This window comes from Pseudomonas sp. NFACC42-2, from assembly GCF_900116055.1.
GTDB lineage: Bacteria > Pseudomonadota > Gammaproteobacteria > Pseudomonadales > Pseudomonadaceae > Aquipseudomonas > Aquipseudomonas marginalis.
In genome coordinates this window covers 113,059-136,516 of the sequence record NZ_FOZO01000011.1, presented here as the reverse complement: position 1 = coordinate 136,516, position 23,458 = coordinate 113,059, and the positions used below count along the sequence as shown (strand labels likewise).

Below are 23,458 nucleotides of genomic sequence, written 5' to 3'. Positions count from 1 at the left end.
CCAACAGCCAAAAGGAAAGCCGACATGACCATTAAAGCGATCAACGTGCGCAACCAGTTCAAGGGCGTGATCAAGGAAATCCTGCTGGGGGAGGTGGTGTCCGAAATCGACGTGCAAACCGCGTCCGGCATCGTCACCTCGGTGATCACCACCCGCTCCGTGCGTGACCTGGAATTGAAGGTGGGCAGCGAAGTGATTGCCTTTGTGAAGTCCACCGAAGTGTCCATCGCCAAGCTGTGAAGTTCACCGGATGTGGGAGCGCCGCTCCCACATTCATAAAGCCTGCAACGGCGCCTCAGCGCTGCTGCAGCGCACGCTCCATACGTTGCAGACCCTCTTCCAGCAAGGCCCGTGGGCAGCCGAAGTTCAGGCGCACGAACTGCTGGCTGTCGTCACCGAATTCGATCCCCGCACTCAGCCCGACCTTGGCCTGTTCGAGGAAGAACTGCTGTGGGTCGTCCAGGCCTAGGGCGCTGCAGTCCAGCCAGGCGAGGAAGGTGCCTTGCGGCGCATGCATCACCACGCCGGGCAAGCGGGTTTGCACGGCGTCGAGCAGGTAATCGCGGTTGGCTTGCAGGTACTGCTTCAGCGCGTCGAGCCATTCGCCACACTGGCTGTAGGCGGCGCGGGTGGCTTCCAGGCCCAGGGGGCTGACGCTGTCGACCATGCCGCAGCGGGCCTGGTTGAAGCGCTCGCGGATCCCGGCGTTCTGGATCACCGCAAAGCAGGTCTTCAGGCCGGCCACGTTGTAGGCCTTGCTCGCCGACATCAGCGTGATGGTGCGCTGGGCAATCTCCGGGCTGAGGCTGGCGGTGGGGATGTGGCGGCGGCCGTCGAAGCACAGTTCGGCGTGGATTTCGTCGCTGATGATCAGCGCGCCGTTTTCCAGGCAGGCAGTGGCCAGGGCCAGCAGTTCTTCGCGGGGGAAGACCTTGCCGATGGGGTTGTGCGGGTTGCTCAGCAGCAGTGCGCCGGCGCCGGTCAGGGCCTCGCGCAGGGCGGGCATGGGGGTGATGTATTCGGCGTTGTTCAACTCGAACGGTACTTCGATACGCGGCAGGTTCCAGTGGCCGGGCGCCAGGCGAATCGGCCGGTAGTTGGGGGTTTGCAGCACCACCGGCTGGCCCGGTTGGACGAAGGCGTGCAGCGCCATATTGAAGCCAGGCTCAACGCCGGGCAGGAACAGCAGGTCGTCGGGCTGCACGCGCCAGGCGTACTTGGCCCACAGGTCGGCCACGATGGCCTCGCGTACATCCGGGCCGGCCACGCTGTAGCCGAGAATCTGCTGGTCGAGGCGCGCGTGCAGGGCCTGCAGCACGGCGGGCGGCGCGGCGATGTCCATGTCGGCGATCCACATCGGCAACACATCGGCCGGGTAGCGGTTCCACTTGGTGCTGCCGGTGCCGAGTCGGGGGTGGATCGTATCGAAATCAAAGCTCATGAAGGGGCTCGTGTCAGGGAGGGCAGGCGGGAATGGCGATGATTCTAACGGGATAAAATCCAGATGCCAGCCCCGTCTTTACAGGCCCTGGCTGCCCCGAATCAAGTCATACGCCTTGCGCGCAGTGGGGTTCGCCGTATTCGGCCGAATCCACAGGTAATACGTGACCTCCGGCAACCTCGGCAACCCATCCGTTTCGCCCAGCACGCGCATGTCCGGGCCGAGCATTTCCATGCTGCGCGGCGTCACCCCCAGGCCCGCGCGAGTGGCCGCTTTAATCCCGATCAGGTTCGACGCCAGGTACGCCTGGCGCCAGGGAATGTTCGCCCGTTCCAGCGCCTCCAGCGCGTAGCGCCGGTAGATGCTCGGCTCATCCACCAGGATCAGCGGCAGCGGCTCGCTGGGCTGGTGAATGTACTGCGCCGAACAGATCCACCACACCGGCGACGTCCGCAGCGCAAAGCCTTCCAGGTTCGGGTCGGCGCGGGTGGAGATCACCATGTCGACCTTGCCCCGGTGCAGGTCGTCCATCAGGAACGGGCTGCGGCCCACATCGATCTCCAGGCGCAGGCGCGGCGCCGAGCGGGCGATATGGCTGAGGATCGGCGGCAGGATGGTGTCGGCAATATCGTGGGGCGAGCCGATGCGCAGCACGCCGCTCAGGCTGCTTTCGCGCAGGGAATTCAAGGCATCATCATTCAGCGCCAGCATCTGCCGCGCATGACGCAGCAGTTGCCGGCCGGGCTCGGTCAGTTGTTTTTGCCGGCCACGCTTCTCGAACAGGCTGACCCCCACTTGCTGCTCCAGGCGCTGCATATGCTGGGTCACGGACGACTGGGTGCGCGCCAGGTGCGTGCCGGCTTCGGCGAAACTGTGGTGGTCGACCACGGCGATAAAGGTGCGCAGGAGTTCAAGGTCGAGGGTCGACATGGCCATTTCCAGGGGCGGTTTTATATCAAGGAAGTGAAGTTAAACATTACAGATATTTATGCTTTTCTAAAGATTATTTTTGCGTGGGCCAATAAATGAAGGGTTATGCCAAAAACTAAGGCGGGGCAGACACGGCAAGTTATAACGATATGAGATATTTGCATTTCCGTTGCCCCCGTACTCTCCCTAGCATGCGCCTCCATCAGGTCGGGGTACGCCGATCATTCGCCAGGGGGAAGTCCAATGATGTTGAAGAAATGGTTGCCGGTGGCCCTGGGGTCGATGATCGCCCTGGGCGGCAGTGTGGCGGCGCAGGCCGATGCGACCCTGGACAAGATCGAGCAGCGCCATGTGCTGGTGGTGGGCGTGTTGTTGTCCGGCGGGCCGTTTGGCAGCATCGATCCGGCGACGCAACAGCCCAAGGGCTTGAACGTCGACCTGGCCAATGAGCTGGGCCGTCAACTCAAGGCCGAGGTGCAGCTGGTGCCGGTATTGCCGGCCAACCGCGTACAGTTCCTGCAGCAGGGCAAGGTCGACCTGCTGATCGCCAATATGGAATGGACCGCCGAGCGCGGTGAGATCCTCGGTTTTGTGCCGACCCCGTTCTATCGCGTCGGCGGTGCGGCTGCGGTGCTCAAAGACAGCCAGATCACCCGTTGGGAAGACCTCAAGGACCAACCCGTGTGCACCTCCCAGGGCAGCAGCTACGTCAAGCCGCTGACCGGGTTCGGCGCGCAGCTCAAGGCGTTCAAGAGCTCGTCCGAATCGTTGCTGGCCCTGCGCGGTAACAACTGCGTCGCGGCGGTGCACGACGCCACCCTGATCAACCCGTTGGTCAACGACAGCGCCGAATGGAAGGACTACCGCGTCCTCGGCCCGGAACTCAACCCGGCACCGTCGGTGATCTGGACCCGTCGCGGCGAGAATGACACCCAGGCCAGGCTCGACCCGATCGTCAAGGAACTGCACCGCAGCGGCTGGCTGATCGAGGCCCAGACCCGCAACCGCATCAGCCCGGCATCGCCGGCCCTGGTGGAATTGCAGAAACAGTTCAAGGGCGCCTGAGCATGAACCTGAAAACCTTCACCGCACTCGGCCTGGCCCTGTGCGCGGGCCTCGCCCATGCCGATGCCACCTTCGACAAGATCCAGCAACGCCACGTCATCAGCGTCGGCGTGATCCTCAGCGGTCCGCCGTTCGGCACCATTGATCCCAAGACCGGCGAACACCTGGGCTACAACGTCGAGCTGGCCAAAGGCATCGGCCAGGCGCTGGGTGTCGAGACCCAGACTGTCTCGGTGCTGGCGCCCAACCGCGTGCAGTTCCTGCAACAGGGCAAGGTCGACATCCTGATCGCCAATATGCAGTTCACCGAAGAGCGCGCCGAAATCCTCGACTACGTGCCTACGCCCTATGAAGAAGTCGGCGGCGCTGCGTTGATTCGCAAAGGCGCCGGCATCCAGCAGTGGGCCGACCTCAAGGGCCAGCCGGTGTGCGTGTCCCAGGGCAGCAACTTCATCAAGCCTTTGCAGGAGACCTACGGCGCACAGATCAAGGCGTTCCGCAGCCAATCCGAATCGCTGCTCTCGCTGCGTGGCAATGGTTGCGTGGCCGCCGTACATGTCAGCCCGACCATGCATGCGCTGCTCAGCGATGCCGAGTGGGCCGGTTATGAAATCCCGTTGCCCGGCGATTTGATCCCGTCGAAATCGGTGATCTGGATTCGCAAGGGCGAGCACGACACCCAGGCCAAGCTCGATGCCATCGTGAAGGGCTGGCATAAAAGCGGCTTTCTGATCGCCCTCGGCGAGCGCACCGGCATGGCACCGTCCCAGGCCCTGCGTGACCTGCATGAGCAGTTCAGCCATGAGTGATGCGCTGTTCGCCACCTTGCAACAACTGCTCGGCGCGGCCCATGTACAAACCAGTGATGAGGCGGCGCACCGCCTCACCGATAAACAGGGCCGTTATCGCGGGCGGGTGGTTGCGGCGGTGCACCCAGGGAATACCGAAGAAGTTGCCGCGGTGGTGCGCGCCTGTGTGGCGTTGAAAGCGCCCGTCGTGGTGCAGGGCGGCAACACCGGCCTGATGGCCGGCGCCACGCCGGACGCCAGCGGGCGTTCGGTGTTGCTGCTGCTCGACCGCATGAACCGTGTGCGCAATGTCGATACCGACAATGACACCCTCACGGTAGAAGCCGGTTGCATCCTGCAAAACGTCCAGGACGTGGCCCGCGAGGCCGGCCGTCTGTTTCCGTTGAGCCTGGGCGCCGAAGGCAGTTGCACCCTCGGCGGCAACCTCGGTACCAATGCCGGCGGCACCGCCGTGCTGCGCTATGGCAACACCCGTGAGCTGACCCTGGGCCTGGAGGTCGTCACCGCCGAAGGCGAGATATGGGATGGCCTGCGCGGTTTGCGCAAGGACAATACCGGCTACGACTTGCGCGACCTGTACATCGGCAGCGAAGGCACCCTTGGCATTATTACTGCCGCCACTTTGAAGCTGTTCCCGCTGCCCAAGGCCCAGGCCACCGCACTGTTGGCCTTTGACGAGCTGGCCCAGGCGGTGGCGTTCCTGTCCCACGCCCGTGCCGGTTTTGGCGCCAATCTCACCGCTTTCGAATTACTCAGCGCCGATTGCCTGGCCTTGCTGCGCGACCAGTTCCCTGAAGGCCCCCAGCCGTTCAACAACGCGAGCCAACCCTGGTTTGCCTTGATCGAACTCTCTGACAACCACGGCGAGAACCATGCCCGCGAGGCCTTTGAGCGTGTGCTCGGAGAAGCCTTCGAGCACGCATTGATCGCCGACGCCCTGATTGCCGAGAGCCTGGCGCAAAGCGACGCCTTGTGGCTGCTGCGCGAGAACATGAGCGAGGCGCAGAAACGTGCCGGGGGCAACATGAAGCACGACATCTCGGTGCCGATTTCTCAGGTGGTGGCCTTCGTTGCCCATACCGATGCAGTGCTCCAGGAACATTTCCCCGGCGTGCGCAACTTCACCTTCGGCCATCTGGGCGACGGCAACCTGCATTACAACGTGGCCCATCCGCTGGATTCGACGGTGGAGGCGCATATGGCGCATTACGCCGAGTTGAGCGCGCTGGTGCACGACAGCGCCCACGCCCACGCGGGTTCGATCAGTGCCGAACACGGTATTGGCCAGCGCAAGGTCGGCCTGCTCGGCCGCTATAAAAGCCCGGTGGAACTGGACCTGATGCGCCGCATCAAGCAGGCGCTGGATCCGCACAACCTGCTCAACCCCGGCAAAGTCCTCGAGGTTCAGCCATGACCGTACGCCTGTCCCGGCGTGTGCAGCGAGTGTCGCTGTCCGCCAACGCCGCGGCCAAATCCCGCGCGACTGAATTGCGCGATGCCGGTCGCGACATCCTTGACCTCACCACCGGCGAGCCGGATTTCGACACGCCCGAGCACATCAAGCAGGCCGCCTGCGCAGCCATCGCTGCCGGCGCGACCAAATACACACCGACGCCGGGCGTTAAAGCCTTGCGCGTCGCGGTGCAGCGCAAGCTGGCCGAAGAAAACCAACTCGACTACCCGCTGGCGTCCATCGTGATTGCCAATGGCGCCAAGCAGATCATCTTCAATGCCTTCGCCGCCACCCTGGATGACGGCGATGAAGTGCTGGTGCCGACGCCGTATTGGCCGTCTTTCCCGGACAGCGTGCGTTTCAATGGCGGCGAACCGGTGTTTATCGAATGCGGCCTGGAGCAGGGCTGCAAGCTGCTGCCCGCGCAATTGGAGCAGCGCATCGGCGCACGCACACGCTGGCTGATCCTCAATGGCCCCGGCAACCCCAGTGGCGCGGTGTACAGCGAAGCCGAGCTGCAGGCGCTGGCCGAGGTGCTGCGGCGTCATTCCCACGTATTGATCCTGCTGGACGAGCTGTATGAACACATCCGCTTCGATGGTCGCCCGGCGCAGAGCCTGTTGAATGTCGCGCCGGATTTGCAGGCGCGCTGCCTGCTGGTGGGCGGCGTGTCCAAGACCTACGCCATGACCGGCTGGCGCATCGGCTTTGGGGCGGGGCCGAAAACCCTCACCGACGCCATGGCGGTGGTGCAATCCCAATCCACTTCCGGCGCCTCATCGGTGGGGCAGGCCGCAGCGCTGGCGGCGTATACCGGCGGGTTGGACTTCCTCGCGGAGCAGGTCGCAGCCTATCAATTGCGCCGCGACATGCTGGTCGAGGCGCTGAAAAACATCGATGGACTGGACGTACTCGAGCCCCAAGGCGGCTTCTTCGTCTTCGTGCGTTGCGCCGGGCTGGTGGGGCGTTCTCGTCCGGACGGCCAGCGTATCGACAATGACGCCGATGTGGTGGCCTGGTTGCTGGAGGAAGGCGTGGCCGGCGTGGCGGGCAGTGCCTATGGCCTGTCGCCGTGGTTCCGCCTGTCCATCGCCACCGCGACCGACAGCGTTGCCGAAGCCGGGCGGCGTATCGCGACAGCCTGCGGAAAATTGCAATGATGGAGCTTTTCGTCGATTGGGCCGCGCGTATCGGCCTGAACTATACCTTCCTGCTCGACGCCTATCAGCGCGGCAGCCTGGTCCAGGGCGCGCTGACCACCGGCCTGCTGTGCCTGTTCACCATCCTCGGCAGCCTGCTGGCGGGGATCACGCTGGCGGCGATGCTGACTTCAGGCAATCCCTGGCTGGCCAAGCCGGCGCGGGTGTTTGTGGAAGTCACGCGCAACACGCCGACACTGGTGCAGCTCTACTGCGCGTTCCTGGTGTTGAATATGCTGTTGACCCAGGCGGTCGGCGCGGCCAACCCGCTGACGCCGTTCGCCTGGGTGGTGATCGTGATCTCGCTGCACAAGGGCGCGTTCCATGCCGAGGCCTTGCGCGCCGGCATCGAAGCGGTGCCGGCCGTGACCCTGGAGGCCGCCAGCTCCCTGGCCTTCAGTCGCCGCCAGTTGCTGTGGAATGTGCAGTTGCCCCTGGCGCTGCGCTTCGCCTTGCCGTCGCTGATCAACAACCTGATCGACCTGGTGAAGATGACCGCCGTGGCCTCCGCGATTGCGGTGGGCGATATCACCTACGCGGCGATCATGATCTGGACCCAGAGTGACAACGTACTGGAGCTGATGCTCCTGATCCTGAGCTTTTTCGGCCTGCTGAGTTTTATCGTCAATTGTGTGGGGCGCTGGCTTGAAGCGCGCCTGAGGATGCCCGGCTATGGCCATTGATTCATTTCCCGTGCTGTCGGCGTTGTGGCAGTGGTCGCCGGCGCTGGTCGCAGGCTTTGGCCAGAACATTCTGATCAGCCTGCTGGCGATTGCCATTGGTTCGGTGCTGGGCCTGTTGATCGGTGCATTGGCATTGTCGCCCCTGGGCTTTGTGGCGCGGCTGTGGGTGCAGGTGTTTCGTAATGCGCCATGGCTGGTGCTGATCTACTTCACCACCTATGTGTTCCCGTTCGAGATCCGGATCGGCAGCAGCTACGTGTCGTTCCCCGATTGGATCAAGGTCACCCTCGGCCTGGCCTTGCCGGCCAGCGCCAATGTCGCGGAAATCTTCCGTGGCGCCATCGGTTCGATCCCCAGCACCCAATGGGAAGCCGCGCGGTCCCTGGCATTCACCCGTGGCCAACTGTTTCGCTCGATCATTCTGCCGCAGTGCTTCAAGCGCATGTTGCCGCCGTGGATGAACCTCTACGCGGTAGTCACCATGGGCACCGCGCTGGCCTCGCTGGTGGGTGTGCATGATGTGATCGACACCGCGCAGATCGCCAGCAACACCGTGAACATGACCGGCTTTACCGTGGTGATCTACCTGAGCCTGCTGGTGCTGTTCTTTGCCTACTGCTACCCGATTTCCCGCCTGACCCAACACCTGGAGCGCCGTTATGCCTTCTACTGAACCCTTGGTGAGCCTGCGGGATGTGCACTTGTCGTTCGGCGCCAACCCGGTGCTCAAGGGCATCGACCTCGACGTGCTGCGCGGCCAGGCCGTGTCGATCATCGGCCCGTCCGGCTCGGGCAAGTCCACGATCCTGCGCTGCATCACCGGGCTGTTGCAGCCCCAGCGCGGCAGCATTCGCGTGGACCAGACCCAGGTCGACAGCCTGGTCCAGGAAGCCCAGCGCATCGAGCTGCGCAAGCGCGTCGGCTTTGTGTTCCAGCAATACAACCTGTTCCCGCACTTGTCGGTGCTGGAAAACCTGGTGATCGCCCCGCGCAAGGTGCTCGGTCGCAGCCGTGCCGATGCGGAAAAAGACGCGCGGGCGCTGCTGGCCAAGGTGCGCATGGAGCACAAGGCCGATGCGTACCCCGGCCAGTTGTCCGGCGGCCAGCAGCAGCGCGTGGCGATTGCCCGCGCCCTGGCGATGCGCCCGGAGCTGATCCTGTTTGACGAGGTGACCTCGGCGCTCGACCCGGAAACCGTCGGCGAAGTGCTGACGGTGATCCGCGAGTTGACCGAAGAGGGCATGACCTGCGTGCTGGTCACCCACGAAATGCGCTTCGCCGAAGAGATCAGCGACGTCGTGTACTTCACCGAAAACGGCGTGATTGTCGAGCATGGCAGCGCCGGGCAGATCTTCCAGAACCCTGGCAACGAACGCACCCAGACGTTCCTGCGCCATGCCTTGGGCGATTCGGGGCGCCGTGGTCCCATCCACCATGACCCGTACCTGTTGACCCATTTGAGCCGTTACAGCCTGTCAGTCTGATAAGAGGAAAACCGTGATGAGCAACGCAAACCGTGCCGCCGTGATCGAGGCGTTTTTGCAGCAGATCCGCGTCATCAATCAGCGCGGCGTAGACCGTGCGGCCCTGGTGGACATCGTCGGCCTGCTGGAGCAATTGGCCGAGCGCCGCGACCTGTTCAACTTCGAGGCATTCCCCGCACCTGTGCCGGGGCAGGGCAGCACCGCGTTTCGCTATCGCCTGAACGACGACGGCGATACGCCGACCCTGTACCTCAACTCGCTGTTGCCGGGCAAAAGCACGCTGCCGCATAACCACGAGACCTGGGCGATCATCAGCGCGGTGGAAGGCCAGGAGATCAACTACGTCTATGCACGCAATGACGAAGGCCGCGAACCGGGCTTCACCACCCTCAGCCTGGAGAAAGAAGTGATCGTGCAGCCAGGCACGTCGATCTCATTCCTCGGTGAAGACCTGCATGGCATCAAGGTTGAAGGTGAGCAGGCAACGTTGCATTTCCACCTGTATGGCTTGCCGCTGGAATCCCTGAATGGCCGCTACGGCGTGGACGCGGACGGCCGCATCCTCAACTACAACGCCTCGCAGATGGCGCCGTCTATTCGCGCTTACTAATCGCGGGGTGTCAACCGGATCAACTGTGGGAGGGGGCAAGCCCCCTCCCACAGTTGGCGTTGCAGTCACTTTTCTCTTAATTGTTGGGACTTCCATGAGCCAGACCATCACCCCACGTCAACTGCAGCAATGGCTGTTCGACGGGCAGGAAATCGCCGTGTTCGACGTGCGCGAGCACGGGCAATACGGCGAGGCCCACCTGTTCCATGGGGTGAACCTGCCCTATAGCCGCCTGGAGCTGGAGGTACGCCGCCTGGCGCCCAACCCGCAGGTGCGGCTGGTGATCTATGACCAGGATGGCGGCGAGGTGGCGGCGCTGGTCGACGCGCGTTTGCAGGCGCTGGGCTACCGCCGCGTGCATGTGCTGGAGGGCGGTGCCGAGGGTTGGCAGGCAGCGGGGTTGCAGCTGTTTGCCGGTGTGCACGTACCGTCCAAGGCCTTTGGTGAGTTAGTGGAGGAGGCCAGTCATACGCCCCATGTCACTGCGCGGCAGCTGGCGGATTGGCAGGCGCGCGGCGAGCCATTGGTGGTGCTGGACGGGCGGCCGTTCGATGAATATCGCAAGATGACCATCCCCGGTTCCATCTGCTGCCCCAACGGCGAGCTGGGCTACCGCGTACAGGATCTGGTGCCGGATGAAAGCACGCCCATCGTGATCAACTGTGCAGGACGCACCCGCAGCATTATCGGCGCCCAGACCCTGATCAACCTGGGCTTGAAAAACCCGATCTATGCCCTGGAAAACGGCACCCAGGGCTGGTACCTGGAAGATTTCCAGCTGGAACATGGCAGTACGCGGCGCTATGCCGATCAGGTCAGCACTGACCTGGCTCGGCAGCGCCTGGCCGCGCGGCAATTGGCCGAGCGGGCAGGGGTGGTGACGGTATCGGCGGATCAGGTTCGACACTGGGCGGATGACGCGCAGCGCAGTCTGTTCTTGTGTGATGTGCGCACTGCCGAAGAGTTTGCCGCGGGCAGCTTGCCGGGCGCGCAGCATACACCGGGCGGGCAGTTGATCCAGGCCACCGACCTGTATATCGGCGTGCGCCAGGCGCGCATCGTGCTGGTGGACAGCGATGGCGTGCGTGCCCCGATTGTCGCCAGTTGGCTGCGTCAACTCGGGCACCAGGCCTATGTGCTGAGCGGCGGTATCGACAGTGGCCTGGTATTGCCGGCGTTGCCTCCAGTGGCGTATCAGCCGTTGCCGTTGATCAGTGCTCAGGCCCTGGCGCTGGAATTGAACGCCGTGAACCTGATCGACCTGCGCCCGAGCATGGCCTATCGCAAGGGCCATATTGCCGGTTCACGCTGGTCGATTCGTGCGCGGCTCAAGACCGACCATCGTCCCTTGGTGCTGGTGGCGGATGAGCCGGCATTGGCGGCCTTTGCTGCCGAAGGCCTGTCGGCCCGGTTGCTCGACGGTGGCTTCGCTGCCTGGGTCTCGGCCGGCCTGCCGGTCAACCAGGATCCGCAGACACCGCCCGACGCCGAGTGCATCGACTTCCTGTTTTTCACCCACGACCGTCACAGCGGCAACAAGGACGCCGCGCGCCAGTACCTGGCCTGGGAAATCGGCCTGCTCGCGCAAATGAGCGAAGCGGAAATCGCCAGTCTCAAGCCGTTGGCACCTGTGTCGCGGGTGCGCACGCGCTTGATCCATGCCGCGCGCACCGAAAAAGGCCACGGTGGCCGCGCCGTCAACGTACCCATCACGCGCCTGAGCACCGTGCTGTTCGACAACCTGGCGCAGATGCGCGACGCCCGTGCCCGCCGCGACAGCGAGCGGGTGCTCAGCTACGGCGCGCGTGGCAACCCGACCTCCCATGCGCTGGAAGACCTGGTCACCGAGCTGGAGGGCGGCTTTCGCACACGGCTCTACGGCACGGGCCTGGCGGCAGCGGCCCAGGTGTTCCTGGCCTACCTGCGCCCCGGCGATCATGTGCTGATCACCGACGCGGTGTATTCCCCGGTGCGCAAGCTGGCACGTGAATTCCTCCAGCCGTTCGGCATCGAGGTCGGCTACTTCGCACCCGATGGCAAGGGCCTGGAAGCGCAACTGCAAGCCAACACCCGGCTGGTCTACGCCGAAGTGCCGGGCTCACTCTTGTATGAGCTGTGCGATCTGCCGGCGATTGCCGCGTTGTGCAAGCCACGCGACATCCTGCTCGCGGTCGACAACACCTGGGGTTCGGGCTACCTGTATCGACCGCTGGCGTTGGGCGCGGATATCTCGATCATGGCCCTGACCAAGTACCTCGGCGGCCACAGCGACGTGATGATGGGCAGTGTGTGCACCACGCAAGCCGCCTGGCCGGCGCTGGGCAGGATGAGCGACACTTTCGGCAACGCGGTGAGTGCCGACGACGCCTACCTGATCCTGCGCGGCGCACGCACCCTGGCCTCGCGCCTGGATGTGCACGAACGCCAGGCCGTGGACATCGCCCTGTGGTTGCAGGCGCAACCTCAGGTCAAGCGCGTGTTCCATCCGGCCTTGCCCGAGCATCCGGGGCATGGGTTGTGGCGCCGGGACTTCACTGGCAGCAATGGCTTGGTGTCGTTTGAGCTGGTGAATGCCGAGGCCGCCTACATCGAGCGGTTTATCGACGGCTTGCAGCTGTTCGGCCTGGGCGCTTCGTGGGGCGGCTATGAAAGCCTGGTCGCCGTGGCCGACACCCGCGACCGCGAGAGTGTGGCCGACCGTGGGCTGAACCCGGTGGTGCGCCTGCACATCGGTCTGGAGGATGTGGCGGCGTTGATCGAAGACCTGCAACGCGGCTTTGCCCTGGCGGGCTGAGGATGACCGCTCCCGCGCAAGGCGGGCGCGGTACAGGGGGGGTCAGCGGTTGACCAGTTTTGCCGGCAGCGCGATGACCAGGAAGCTGCTGAGGATCAGGCAGCCGGCAAAGAACCACAACGCACCGGCGCTGCTGCCGGTGACGTCGATCGCCACCCCCATCAACGAGTTGCTCACCAGGCCGGCGATATTCGCCAGCGAGCACGCCAGGGCAAAGCCGGTGGCGGCGGCGGTGCCTTTGAGAAAGGTCGCCGGCAGGCTGAAGAACACCGGCACTGCGCCGATGATCGCCGCCGAGGCAATCGCGAACAGCGCCACGGTAGCCGCGACGTTATGGGTGAAGAAGGTACTGGTGGCCATCGCTGCCGCGCCGATGAAAAACGGCACGATGATGTGCCAGCGGCGTTCGCGGTGTTTGTCGGAGCTGGCGCCGATCAACAGCATGCCCAGCAGGGCGGCGACGCTCGGCAGGGCGGTGAGGATGCCGATATGGAAGGTGTCGGTGACCCCGGCGTTGCGGATGAACGTCGGCATCCAGAAGCCCATGGCGTAGGCGCTGAGCAGGATCGAGAAGTCGATGCCGCCGAGCATCCATACCTTGAGGTTGAAGAAACCGTCACGGAAGCTGTGCTTGCTGCCGGCGCCATCGGTGTCGTCCTTGCGCAGTTCGGTTTCGAGCAAGGCCTTTTCTTCGTCCGACAACCATTTGGCTTGCTGGTAGGTGTTGGGCAGTGCCCAGAACGTCAGCGCGCCGAGCGCTACGCTGGGCACCGCCTCGATCAGGAACAGCCACTGCCAGCCGCGCAGGCCGCCCATGTGGTCGAAGTGGCCCATGATCCAGCCGGACAACGGGCCGCCGATCACGCTGGACAGCGGCAGGCCGATCATGAACAGCGCAATGATGCGCCCGCGTCGGTAGGTGGGAAACCAGGTGGTCAGGTAATACAGCACGCCCGGCAGGAACCCGGCCTCGGCGGCGCCGAGCAGGAAGCGCAGGATGTAGAACTGGGTCGTGGAGGTGACCAGCATGGTGCAGGCCGACAACAGGCCCCAGGTGATCATGATGCGCGCGATCCAGATCTTCGCGCCGACCCGCTCCAGGACCAGGTTGCTGGGGACTTCAAAAAGGATGTAGCCGACAAAGAACAGCCCGGCGCCGAGGCCGAACGCGGTTTCGCTGAACTGCAACTGGTCGAGCATCTGCAGTTTGGCGAAGCCGATGTTGATCCGGTCGAGGTAAGCAGCCAGATAACAGAAGCACAGGAAGGGAATCAGCTTCCAGGTGATCTTGTGGTAAAGCGTGTTGACCGGGTCGGCGACCGTGGTCGCGGGCGCTGCATTCGCAATGGGCATCGGGTGTCTCCTGGCGGTGACTTATGGTTTTTATACAGCCGCTTTTGTGTCAGCACTTCGGAATGCTGTCGAAGCGGCTTCCAAAGGCAGTGTCAGAAGTGTTCTGCAGGTGCCGTGCTCTGTGGCGCGGTTGGTGGTAAAGCCTTATTGCTTCCTGAACTTGCTCATGGCCTCCTGCTTGCTCACCACGTCGCCGTACTTGCTGTCGATGTCGAACAGGTTGGCTTCATGGGGGGCCGGGTGTCGATCACCGACGCACTCACGCACGACGATGGTGCGAAACCCATGTTGCACTGCGTCCACCGCCGTCGCCCGAATGCAGCCGCTGGTGGAGCAGCCGGCCAGCACCACCGTGTCGATACCCTGGGCATGCAGCATCGAAGCCAGGCTGCTGCCAAAAAACGCGCTGGCGTACTGCTTGGTGATCACCACTTCATCGGCCTGGGGCAGTACCTCGGCGCAGAACGCCGCCAGTGGGTTGCCTTCGACCATGTCTTTCATCACCGGGGCTTTTTTCACCCAGATACCGCCATCGGCGAAATGGCCGGGATGGTAGCGGATATTGGTGTGCACCACCGCAATCCCGTGCTGGCGTGCGGTGGCCAGCAGCTCGATGCTTTCAGTCACGGCGACAACCACTTCGGGTGCATATAACGGCGCGCCTTCGGTGGTGTAGCCCTGCATGAAGTCGATCATCAGCAGCGCGGCTTTCTTGCCGAAGCCGATGCGGTTGCCCCACACGCCCTGGTAGTTGGCGTCGGCGGATTGTTCGCTCATCTTTTCAACCCTCATTTTCGAGTAGTGCTCACTTCAGTACGCACCGGAGAGCAGGGCGCCCGCACCGGGAACGATGGGTTCCAGGTCCAACGCCTTGAGCATGGCGTAGGTGGTGGCGATGGCGGCGGTGAGCACCGGCTTGCCGGTCTGTGCCTCGACCTTGGCCACCACCGGCAGCGACTGCATCTGCACGCAAGCCGACAGCACGATCACGTCGACGCCTTCCAGGTTCATGCCGGCAACGATGGTCGGCAGGTTGGCCGGGTCGTGGCGGGCCACTTCGAGGTTGTCGGGGATCTCCAGCGCGCGCCAGTCCACCACCTCGAAGCCTTCTTCGCGGATGTAGTTCACCACCAGCTCGGTCAGCGGTTTCATGTACGGCGCGACAATCGCGATGCGCCTGGCGCCCATCACCTTCAAGCCGTCGATCAGCGCACCGGCGCTGGTGATCACCGGGGCGTTGGCGTCGTTATCGGCGGTGGCCTTGCGCAGGCGTTGTTCGGACTGGCGGTGGTAACCCAAGCCCATGGCCATGATCGCTACCAGGCACGCATACCCCAGCACGTCGACCTTGGCGTCGGACAGCTCGACGGCGCAGCGGTCGGATTCGCCGTCCATGGCCGCCAGTTCTTCCTTGCGCACTTGCTTCATGCGCATGCGGCTGGAGTGGAAGGTAAAGCGCTCGGGGCGGATCGCCTGGCGTGCGGTGAGCATGGCCGGGATCTCGGTCTCCATGGTGGTGTTGGAACTCGGCACAATCTGGCCGATGCGGTAGGGCTTCTGCATGGGAGTGTCCTTATTGTTGTGTGAGGAAGTCGCCGAGGGCAGCGAAGAAACCTTCAAGGTCATCCCACGGAATCATGTGCCCGGCATTCGGCACGCGGACCACCTGGGTGCGCGGTTGCAGGTCCTGGATCTCGGCGATGTCCTCGTCGAGGATCACGCCGCCGCGTCCGGCCACCATCAATAGGGCTGGGGCAATGAGGTGGGGCAGGTCCTGGTGGAAGTCCACCGTGTGGAAGTCATTGAAGGCGCGCACGATGGCGGGCTCAAAGCAGGTGTGCAGCCATTCGGCGCGCAGGTGCAGTTGTTCGTCGGTCCAGGTGGCGCAGAAGGCGCGCATCGCCTCGGCGTCCATGCCGATCAGGGATTGGCGGATCGAGTCGACGTACCACGGCAATTTGCTCGGATACTCCCGTCGGCCCGGGCCGGATATCGGTGGGTCGATCAACACCACGCGGTTGACGCCCTGGGGATGCAGCACGGCGCTGCGTACGGCAAGGCGCGCGCCCATGGAGTGGCCCATCAGGTGGTAGCTGTCCAGGTTCAGCGCATCGGCAAAGGCAGCGATGTCCTCGGCGCAGGTATCCGCGCTGTAATCCAGCTCCGGACCCGTCGAGGACAGCCCGCGCCCGCGTACATCCAGCACGTAGGTGTCGAACTGCGTGCCCAGGCGCTCGGCCACGAAGCCCCAGGTGATTGCCGGGCTGGTGATGCCCGGGATCAGGATCAGCGCCGGGCCTTTGCCGCCATAGCGCAGGTAATGCTGGCGAATGCCGTTGGCCTGGACGTTGCCGCCGTAGAGGAAGGTACTCATGCGGCCACCCCCGATTTGAGCGGCTGGGCGTAGAGGTCATAGCCATACACCCAGGCCGGGTCTTCCTGGCTGCGCAACCAGGTGTTGGCGTTCGAGACGGCCTGCACGCGGGATGCGCGCTCCTTGCGGTTGGCTTCGTAGAGTTCAAAGGCCGTGCGGTAGTCGCTGATGCCGGTTTCCTGCAGGCAGCGCGTGAGCATCGCGGCGTCTTCGATGGCCATGCCGGCGCCTTGGGCCATGTGGGGCTTCATCGGGTGGCAGGCATCGCCCAGCAGCACCAGGCGGCCACGGCTCCACAGCGGTAACGGATTGCGGTTGCGCAACGGCCACTTGGTCACGCTTTCGGTGCACTCGATCAGCGCCTGCACGGTGGGATGGTAGCCCTTGAAGGCGTCGAACATCTCATCGCGGCTGCTGTCGACGAACGCGCCCTGGAAGTCCCATTCGGCATGGGGCACGCCAGTCACGTAGTAGTACTCGTCGCGCTTGCCGGTGGTGTAGTAGACCATCATGTGGCGGTCCTCGGTCCACCACTTGATGCAGTCCTCGAACTTCACGTCGTACTTGGCCAGTTGGTCGCCACGGATCAGTGCGCGGTGCGCGACCCAGCCGCTGTACAGCGGTTTTTCCACGCCCAGCAGTTCCTCGCGGATCTTCGAATTGATGCCGTCGGCACCGATCACGATATCGGCGTAGGTCACTTCGCCGTCAGCGAAACTCAGGCGCACCTGGGTGTCGGTTTCTTCGAGGGTTTCCAGGCGCTTGTTGAAGTGCAGGGTGCCGGGTTTGAGGGTGGACATCTGCAAGGCGTGCAGGTCGCCGCGGTGCACGGTGATGTAGGACGCGCCGTAGCCGGTGAGCGGGATGCGTGAGAGGTAATCACCGCTTTCACCGCAACGACTGAACCAGTACTCGGGGTGCGAGCCCATCAGGTCCAGCTGCTTTTCGATACCCATGCGGCGGAAGATTTTCATGATGTTGGGGCCCATGTGGATCCCTGCGCCCAGCCGGGAAAACTCTGGCGCCTGCTCGTAGATGTCGACGTCGAAGCCGGCTTGCTGCAACAGGGTGGCCGCCGCCGCGCCGCCCAGGCCGGCACCGACGATGGCGATTTTTTGTGTGCTTCCCATGGGGCGTGATCCTCTGTCCTGTTGATTTTTGGCGGCGTCTGTCCGCAAGGTTTTTAAAGTGTATACGCTACTTTTTTCAAATGGGAAGCCCGCGCTGATAAATTTATTATCTGCCTGTATTTGTCATCTGTACTGTATTTTTCCCTTTGTCTGTTGGTTTTGTGTGAAAAGGTAACGTTCTCTTGCGCTACTTGCAGTCCGCCTGCAATTCAGGTCTTATCGAAATTAATTGGCGTGTACGCTATAAAAATGCACCAGCGTGAAGCGCGATGCCTGAACGTGGTGCAGCCCACAGGAGACAGGAAAATGCCGGTAAGCGATTGCGAACTGACCCAAATGTTTGAACATGTGCTGAAGCTGTCGAACGTCGACCCGACCCAGAGCGTTGCCGTGCTCAAGAGCCATTACTCCGACCCGCGCACCGTACGCGCCGCGATGGATGCGGCGCAGCGCCTGGGGGCCAAGGTGTATGCGGTGGAGCTGCCGTCATTCAACCATCCACGGGCGATGGGCAATGACATGACCGCCTACTGCGGCGACACCGCGCTCACCGGCAATCTCGCCGCCCAGCGCGCCCTGGAAGCGGCCGACCTGATCGTCGACACCATGATGCTGCTGCATTCGCCGGAGCAGGAGCAGATCCTCAAGACCGGCACGCGCATCCTGTTGGCGGTGGAGCCGCCGGAAGTACTGGCGCGCATGCTGCCCACCGAGGCGGACAAGGTGCGTGTGCTGGCCGCCGAGCAAGTGCTCAAGAAGGCGCGTTCGATCCAGGTGAAGTCCCGTGCCGGCAGCGACTTCCGCGCCGCATTGGGGCAATACCCGTCGGTGACCGAGTACGGTTTTGCCGATGAACCGGGGCGCTGGGACCATTGGCCCAGCGGTTTCCTGTTTTCCTGGCCCAATGAAGAAACCGCCGAGGGCGTGCTGGTGCTGGATGTCGGCGATATTCTGCTGCCGTTCAAGACCTACGCCCGCGAGCGGATCACCCTGGACATCGAGAAGGGCTTTATCACCGGGATCTACGGCGGCTTCGAGGCCGAGTACCTGCGTGACTACATGAAGTACTTCAATGACCCCGAGGTGTACGGCATCTCCCATATCGGCTGGGGCCTGCAGCCACGGGCGCAGTGGACGGCCATGGGCCTGCACGACAAGAACGACGGCATGTGCATGGATGCGCGGGCGTTCTACGGCAATTTCCTGTTCTCCACCGGGCCGAATACCGAAGTGGGTGGCACCCGCAAGACGCCCTGCCATATGGATATTCCGCTGCGTAACTGCGATGTGTATCTGGATGATGAGGCGGTGGTCATTGGGGGGAATGTGGTTGCCCCAAAAGCTTCCCTGGCACGCTGAAAATCCAATGTGGGAGGGGGGCGCCAGCCCCCGATAGCGGTGGATCCGCTACAGATAATCTGACTGACCCACCGCTATTGGGGCCTCCCACTTTTTTGACCGCATTCAGGCAATGAGATCCTTGAGTCATTTCGGCATCCCCGCCATCATGCCTCCCCATCGCCAACCACCCACCGAGCCCGCCGTGCCTGATTCCTACGTTTTTTCTGAACAAGTTGGTCACCTGTTGCGCAAGGCCTACCAGCGCCACCTGGCGATTTTTCAGCAGAATGTCGGCGATTCCCAGCTCACCGCCGTGCAGTTCGTCACCCTGTGCGCGCTGCGCGATCACGGTGCAAGTTCCCTCACCGAACTGGTCAAGGCCACGGCCGTGGACCAGGCGACCATTCGCGGGATCGTCGAGCGGCTCAAGGCCAAGGAGCTGATCACCCTTGAGCCCGACCCGCAGGACAAGCGCAAGGTGGTGGTCGACCTGTCTGCCGCCGGCGCCGAGCTGGTCGCTCAAACCACGCCCCGCGCCACACAGATCAGCGAATTGACCATGAGCAACCTCAACCCTGCAGAACGGATCGCGGTACTGTTTCTGTTGCGCAAGATGATCGACGATCCCCAGGAATAAAGCTGGCTGGCATCGTTTTTGCTTTGTGTTGATGTAGCAGGCACTTCATCAGTCAAGTGTGTCGTGAGACCCCAGGTCCGCGACGCTTTTTTTTGGCTTGTTCATGTAGTGTCTACTTCATCAAATGATTCGGGCGAAGCAAATGATCAGCCAGCACATCACGGTAGCGCTTGAGGTCAATGGGCAAACCAGCGAAGTCAGCGCCATGGCGGATACACCGCTGTTGCTGGTACTGCGCAATGACCTGCAACTCAACGGCCCCAAGTACGGCTGCGGCCTGGGCGAGTGCGGTGCGTGCACCGTGATCATCGATGGCGTCGCTGCGCGGTCGTGTGTGTTTCCGCTGTCGGGCGCGGTGGGGCGCGAGATCGTCACCCTCGAAGGCCTCGGCACCCGCGAGGCGCCGCATCCGGTGCAGCAGGCCTTTATCGATGAGCAGGCCGCACAATGCGGCTACTGCCTCAACGGCATGATCATGGCCACCAAGGCCTTGCTCGACCGTAACCCCAGCCCCAGCGAAGCCCAAGTGCGCGTTGAGCTGGCGGGCAACCTCTGCCGCTGCGGCACCCATATCGAAATCCTTCGCGCGGTGCTGCGAGCCGCGCACCTGATGAACGTGGAGGGATGACCATGACCGACGCCTCGCTTTCCCGTGACCAGTGGCTGGCCAAGACCGGCGTTCTGTTGGTCGTCGATGACGTGCTGCCGCCGTCGGGGCCGGTGGCCAAGGGTGGTACACCCAGCGTGAAGCCCAAGGAGCTGGGGCTGTTTATTGCCGTCAACGATGACGGCCTGGTGTATGCATTCAACGGCCATGTGGACCTGGGCACCGGCATCCGTACCGCGCTGGCGCAGATCGTCGCCGAGGAACTCGACCTGAACATGGCGCAGGTGAAGATGGTCCTCGGCGATACCGAGCGCGTGCCGAACCAGGGCGCGACCATTGCCAGCGCCACATTGCAGATTTCCGCGATCCCACTGCGTAATGCGGCGGCGGAGGCGCGGCGCTTCTTGCTGGCGCGGGCGGCGGGGCGCTGGGACGTGAGCACGGCCAGCCTCAGGGTGGAAGGCGGCGTGATTCACGGCGCCGACGGGCGCACCAGCACCTACGCGCAACTGGTCAGCGGCCAGCACGACCAGTTGCGTATCAGCGGCGATGCGCCCCTCAAGGCCGTCGAGGACTACCGCCTGGTGGGCAAGGGCGCCGAGCGGGTAGACATCCCGGGCAAGGCCACCGGTGAACTGACCTATGTGCACGATATGCGTGTGCCCGGCATGCTCCACGGCCGGGTGATCCGCCCGCCGTATGCGGGGCTTGATTGCGGTGACTTTGTCGGCAACAGCCTGTTGTGCGTGGATGAAGACTCCATCGCGCATATCCCCGGTATCGTCGCGGTGGTGGTGATCCGCGATTTTGTCGGCGTGGTGGCGCTGCGCGAAGAGCAGGCGATCAAGGCTGCCCAGGCGTTGCAGGTGCAGTGGAAACCCTGGAACACCGCGCTGCCGGACATGGGCGATGTGGAGCAGGCCATCCGCGATAACCCACGGGTGCGCCGTACCGTGCTCGACCAGGGCAATGTCGACGCAGCCCTGGCCGACGCCAGCCAACGCATGCCGCGTAAGTACCTGTGGCCATACCAGATGCATGGCTCCATCGGTCCCTCCTGCGGGCTGGCCGATTACTCGCCGGCCGGCAGCCGCGTGTGGTCGGGCAGCCAGAACCCGCACCTGCTGCGCGCCGACCTGGCATGGTTGCTGGAATGCGATGAGGCGCTGATCGAGGTCATCCGCATGGAGGCTTCCGGCTGTTATGGACGCAATTGCGCCGACGATGTGTGCGCCGACGCCTTGCTGTTGTCCCGAGCGGTGGGCAAGCCGGTGCGCGTGCAATTGAGCCGCGAACAGGAGCACCTGTGGGAGCCCAAGGGCACCGCGCAGTTGATGGAGGTGGACGGCGGCCTCAACGCCGATGGCAGCATCGCCGCCTACGACTTCGACACCAGCTACCCCTCCAACGGTGCACCGACCCTGGCCCTCTTGCTCACCGGCCGCGTCGAACCGCTGGCGGCGATGTTCGAGATGGGCGACCGCACCTCGATTCCACCCTACGACATCGACCACCTGCGCGTGACCATCAACGACATGGCGCCCATCGTGCGCGCGTCGTGGATGCGCGGCGTGTCGGCGTTGCCCAACACCTTTGCCCACGAGTCCTATATCGATGAACTGGCCTTCGCGGCCGGCGTCGACCCGGTGGAATACCGCCTGCGCTATCTGAAGGACGAGCGCGCCATCGACCTGGTGAAATCCACCGCTGAACGCGCCAACTGGTCACCGCGCACCGCGCCGATGCAGACCGCCAGTGAAGACCACCTGTTGCGCGGTCGCGGCTTTGCCTACGCGCGCTACATCCACAGCAAGTTCCCCGGCTTCGGCGCGGCGTGGGCCGCCTGGGTAGCGGACGTGGCCATCGACAAACACACCGGCGATGTGTCGGTGACGCGGGTGGTGATCGGGCATGACGCGGGGATGATGATCAACCCGGCCGGCGTGCAGCATCAGATCCACGGCAATGTGATCCAGTCCACCAGCCGCGTGCTCAAGGAGCGTGTGACCTTTGAAGAATCGACGGTAGCGAGCAAGGAGTGGGGCGGTTACCCGATCCTGACGTTCCCCGAGGTGCCGCAGATCGACGTGCTGATGATGCCGCGCCAGGACCAGCCCCCCATGGGCGCGGGTGAATCGGCGTCGGTGCCCAGCGCGGCGGCGATTGCCAATGCGATCTACGACGCCACCGGGATTCGTTTTCGCGAATTGCCGATCACTCCGGAGCGGGTGCTGGCGGCGCTGAATGCCGGCACGTTGGGTGAGCCGGCCAAGTCGCCGGAAAAACGCCGCAAGTGGTGGTTCGGTGCGCTGTTCGCGACGTTGGGCGCGCTGCTGGCTACGGCCTGGCCGTTTCACAATGAAATCGCACCCATCGCTGCGCCGAGTGCCGGCACCTGGTCCAAGGCCACGTTGGAGCGCGGACGCTTGCTGGCGGCGGTGGGCGATTGCGCGGTGTGCCATACGGCGCCCGGTGGCGCGGTCAATGCCGGTGGATTGGCCATGGAAACCCCCTTCGGTACCCTGTACAGCAGCAATATCACCCCGGATGTAGAGACCGGCATCGGCGCCTGGTCTTATCCTGCGTTCGAGCGGGCGATGCGCGATGGCATTGGCCGCGACGGGCGCAACCTGTACCCGGCGTTTCCCTATACGGCGTTTCGCAATATCAACGATGCGGATATGCAGGCGCTGTACGCCTACCTGATGTCCCAGGCGCCGGTCAGCCAGGCGCCGACGCCGAATGCCATGGGTTTTCCGTTCAATATCCGGCCGCTGATGGCGGGTTGGAATGCGTTGAATCTGCGCCGCGGTGAAATATCGCTGCAGCCTGAGCGCAGCGAGCAATGGAATCGCGGCAATTATCTGGTGAACGGCTTGGGCCACTGCGCAGCGTGCCACTCGCCGCGCAATTTCATCGGGGCCGAGAAGGGCGGCAAGTTTTTCCTGGCGGGCGGCATGGTCGATGGCTGGGAGGCGCCGGCACTGACCGGGTTGTCGAAGGCGCCGACGCCGTGGACCGAGGATCAGCTATTCACCTATCTGAGCACCGGCTATTCCGATGCCCATGGCGTGGCGGCAGGCCCGATGGGGCCGGTGGTGAGCGAGTTGTCGAAACTGCCCAAGGCGGATATCCGTGCGATGGCGGTGTACCTGGCGTCGCTGAAGGGCGAGGCCGTTGCTGAAGTGCAGGTGGCTGCCACGCTGCCAAATCCAAATGGCCGGCGCGTGTTCGACGGTGCGTGCAAGGCCTGCCACGCCGACGGGCTGGGGCCGAAATTGTTCGGGGTGAGCCCATCGCTGGCGACCAATACCAACGTGTTCAGCGATCAGCCGGACAATCTGATCAAGGTGATCCTGCAAGGCATCGGCAAACCTGCGACCAAGGACCTGGGCTACATGCCGGGTTTCAAGGACAGTTTGTCCAACAGCCAGGTGGCGGATCTGGTGGCGTACCTGCGCGGGCGGTTTGCGCCGAATGCGCCGATGTGGAATGGGTTGGAACACAAGGTCGCGCAGCTGCGCGCCAACCCGGGTACTCACTGACAC

Annotated in this window: 21 protein-coding genes; 14 read left to right on the top strand and 7 right to left on the bottom strand. The window is 63.6% G+C overall.

The window, feature by feature from the left end:
- The first annotated feature begins 24 nt into the window (after positions 1-24).
- Positions 25-240, top strand: coding sequence for a TOBE domain-containing protein (locus BM416_RS20085; protein WP_003173733.1), 216 nt, complete (start codon positions 25-27; stop codon positions 238-240).
- A gap of 55 nt (positions 241-295) precedes the next feature.
- Here the strand turns inward: BM416_RS20085 and BM416_RS20080 are convergent, their stop codons facing one another.
- Positions 296-1,441, bottom strand: coding sequence for a MalY/PatB family protein (locus BM416_RS20080; protein ID WP_092489215.1), 1,146 nt, complete (start codon positions 1,439-1,441; stop codon positions 296-298).
- A gap of 78 nt (positions 1,442-1,519) precedes the next feature.
- On the bottom strand, positions 1,520-2,371 hold the full coding sequence (locus BM416_RS20075; RefSeq protein WP_371856060.1) for a LysR substrate-binding domain-containing protein: 852 nt from the start codon (positions 2,369-2,371) through the stop codon (positions 1,520-1,522).
- 243 nt (positions 2,372-2,614) lie between these two features.
- On the opposite strand from BM416_RS20075, the gene BM416_RS20070 reads away from it, so the two are divergent.
- The 9 genes from BM416_RS20070 (at position 2,615) to metC (ending at position 12,468) form a co-directional block, all read left to right on the top strand.
- The gene (locus tag BM416_RS20070) at positions 2,615-3,436 is read left to right on the top strand and encodes a transporter substrate-binding domain-containing protein (protein ID WP_092489213.1); all 822 of its coding nucleotides are present in this window, start codon (positions 2,615-2,617) and stop codon (positions 3,434-3,436) included.
- Between the two features lie 2 nt (positions 3,437-3,438).
- Complete coding sequence (locus BM416_RS20065; protein ID WP_092489212.1) at positions 3,439-4,245, top strand: transporter substrate-binding domain-containing protein; 807 nt, start codon at positions 3,439-3,441, stop codon at positions 4,243-4,245.
- Positions 4,238-5,659, top strand: a complete 1,422-nt coding sequence (locus BM416_RS20060; RefSeq protein ID WP_092489211.1) for an FAD-binding oxidoreductase — start codon at positions 4,238-4,240, stop codon at positions 5,657-5,659. The genes BM416_RS20065 and BM416_RS20060 overlap by 8 nt, the downstream gene beginning before the upstream one ends.
- Positions 5,656-6,858: an aminotransferase class I/II-fold pyridoxal phosphate-dependent enzyme gene (locus BM416_RS20055; protein ID WP_092489210.1), complete on the top strand. Its 1,203-nt coding sequence runs from the start codon at positions 5,656-5,658 to the stop codon at positions 6,856-6,858. Before BM416_RS20060 ends, BM416_RS20055 begins: the two co-directional genes overlap by 4 nt.
- Positions 6,855-7,580 (top strand): amino acid ABC transporter permease, encoded by a 726-nt coding sequence (locus tag BM416_RS20050; RefSeq protein WP_027607919.1) that lies wholly within the window; start codon positions 6,855-6,857, stop codon positions 7,578-7,580. Before BM416_RS20055 ends, BM416_RS20050 begins: the two co-directional genes overlap by 4 nt.
- Positions 7,570-8,253 (top strand): amino acid ABC transporter permease, encoded by a 684-nt coding sequence (locus tag BM416_RS20045; protein WP_092489209.1) that lies wholly within the window; start codon positions 7,570-7,572, stop codon positions 8,251-8,253. Before BM416_RS20050 ends, BM416_RS20045 begins: the two co-directional genes overlap by 11 nt.
- Positions 8,240-9,064 (top strand): amino acid ABC transporter ATP-binding protein, encoded by an 825-nt coding sequence (locus BM416_RS20040; protein WP_092489208.1) that lies wholly within the window; start codon positions 8,240-8,242, stop codon positions 9,062-9,064. The genes BM416_RS20045 and BM416_RS20040 overlap by 14 nt, the downstream gene beginning before the upstream one ends.
- A 16-nt stretch (positions 9,065-9,080) precedes the next feature.
- Positions 9,081-9,674, top strand: coding sequence for a cysteine dioxygenase family protein (locus BM416_RS20035; protein WP_092489207.1), 594 nt, complete (start codon positions 9,081-9,083; stop codon positions 9,672-9,674).
- Between the two features lie 94 nt (positions 9,675-9,768).
- On the top strand, positions 9,769-12,468 hold the full coding sequence (gene metC, locus BM416_RS20030) for a cystathionine beta-lyase (protein ID WP_092489206.1): 2,700 nt from the start codon (positions 9,769-9,771) through the stop codon (positions 12,466-12,468).
- 42 nt (positions 12,469-12,510) lie between these two features.
- On the opposite strand, the gene BM416_RS20025 is transcribed toward metC, so the two are convergent.
- The 5 genes from BM416_RS20025 to BM416_RS20005 form a co-directional block, all read right to left on the bottom strand.
- Positions 12,511-13,821 carry an MFS transporter gene (locus BM416_RS20025; RefSeq protein WP_092489205.1) on the bottom strand — a complete coding sequence of 437 codons (1,311 nt, stop codon included), beginning with the start codon at positions 13,819-13,821 and terminating at the stop codon, positions 12,511-12,513.
- 144 nt (positions 13,822-13,965) lie between these two features.
- Positions 13,966-14,598: an N-carbamoylsarcosine amidohydrolase gene (locus BM416_RS20020; protein ID WP_092489204.1), complete on the bottom strand. Its 633-nt coding sequence runs from the start codon at positions 14,596-14,598 to the stop codon at positions 13,966-13,968.
- 33 nt (positions 14,599-14,631) lie between these two features.
- Positions 14,632-15,384, bottom strand: a complete 753-nt coding sequence (locus tag BM416_RS20015; RefSeq protein WP_092489203.1) for a maleate cis-trans isomerase family protein — start codon at positions 15,382-15,384, stop codon at positions 14,632-14,634.
- Positions 15,385-15,394: 10 nt separating this feature from the next.
- A complete protein-coding gene (locus BM416_RS20010) occupies positions 15,395-16,195 on the bottom strand; it encodes an alpha/beta fold hydrolase (protein ID WP_092489202.1) in 801 nt (266 codons plus the stop codon).
- Positions 16,192-17,325 carry an FAD-dependent monooxygenase gene (locus BM416_RS20005; RefSeq protein WP_092489201.1) on the bottom strand — a complete coding sequence of 378 codons (1,134 nt, stop codon included), beginning with the start codon at positions 17,323-17,325 and terminating at the stop codon, positions 16,192-16,194. Before BM416_RS20005 ends, BM416_RS20010 begins: the two co-directional genes overlap by 4 nt.
- 306 nt (positions 17,326-17,631) lie before the next feature.
- On the opposite strand from BM416_RS20005, the gene BM416_RS20000 reads away from it, so the two are divergent.
- The 4 genes from BM416_RS20000 to BM416_RS19985 all read left to right on the top strand — a co-directional run bounded on the left by BM416_RS20000 (position 17,632) and on the right by BM416_RS19985 (position 23,455).
- Entirely contained in the window at positions 17,632-18,684 is a 1,053-nt protein-coding gene (locus BM416_RS20000) for a 2,5-dihydroxypyridine 5,6-dioxygenase (RefSeq protein WP_092489200.1), read from the top strand.
- Positions 18,685-18,868: 184 nt separating this feature from the next.
- Positions 18,869-19,303 (top strand): MarR family winged helix-turn-helix transcriptional regulator, encoded by a 435-nt coding sequence (locus BM416_RS19995; protein ID WP_092489237.1) that lies wholly within the window; start codon positions 18,869-18,871, stop codon positions 19,301-19,303.
- Between the two features lie 142 nt (positions 19,304-19,445).
- Positions 19,446-19,931 carry a (2Fe-2S)-binding protein gene (locus BM416_RS19990; RefSeq protein WP_092489199.1) on the top strand — a complete coding sequence of 162 codons (486 nt, stop codon included), beginning with the start codon at positions 19,446-19,448 and terminating at the stop codon, positions 19,929-19,931.
- A 2-nt stretch (positions 19,932-19,933) separates the two neighbouring features.
- Positions 19,934-23,455 (top strand): molybdopterin cofactor-binding domain-containing protein, encoded by a 3,522-nt coding sequence (locus BM416_RS19985; RefSeq protein WP_092489198.1) that lies wholly within the window; start codon positions 19,934-19,936, stop codon positions 23,453-23,455.
- The last annotated feature ends 3 nt before the right edge of the window (positions 23,456-23,458 follow it).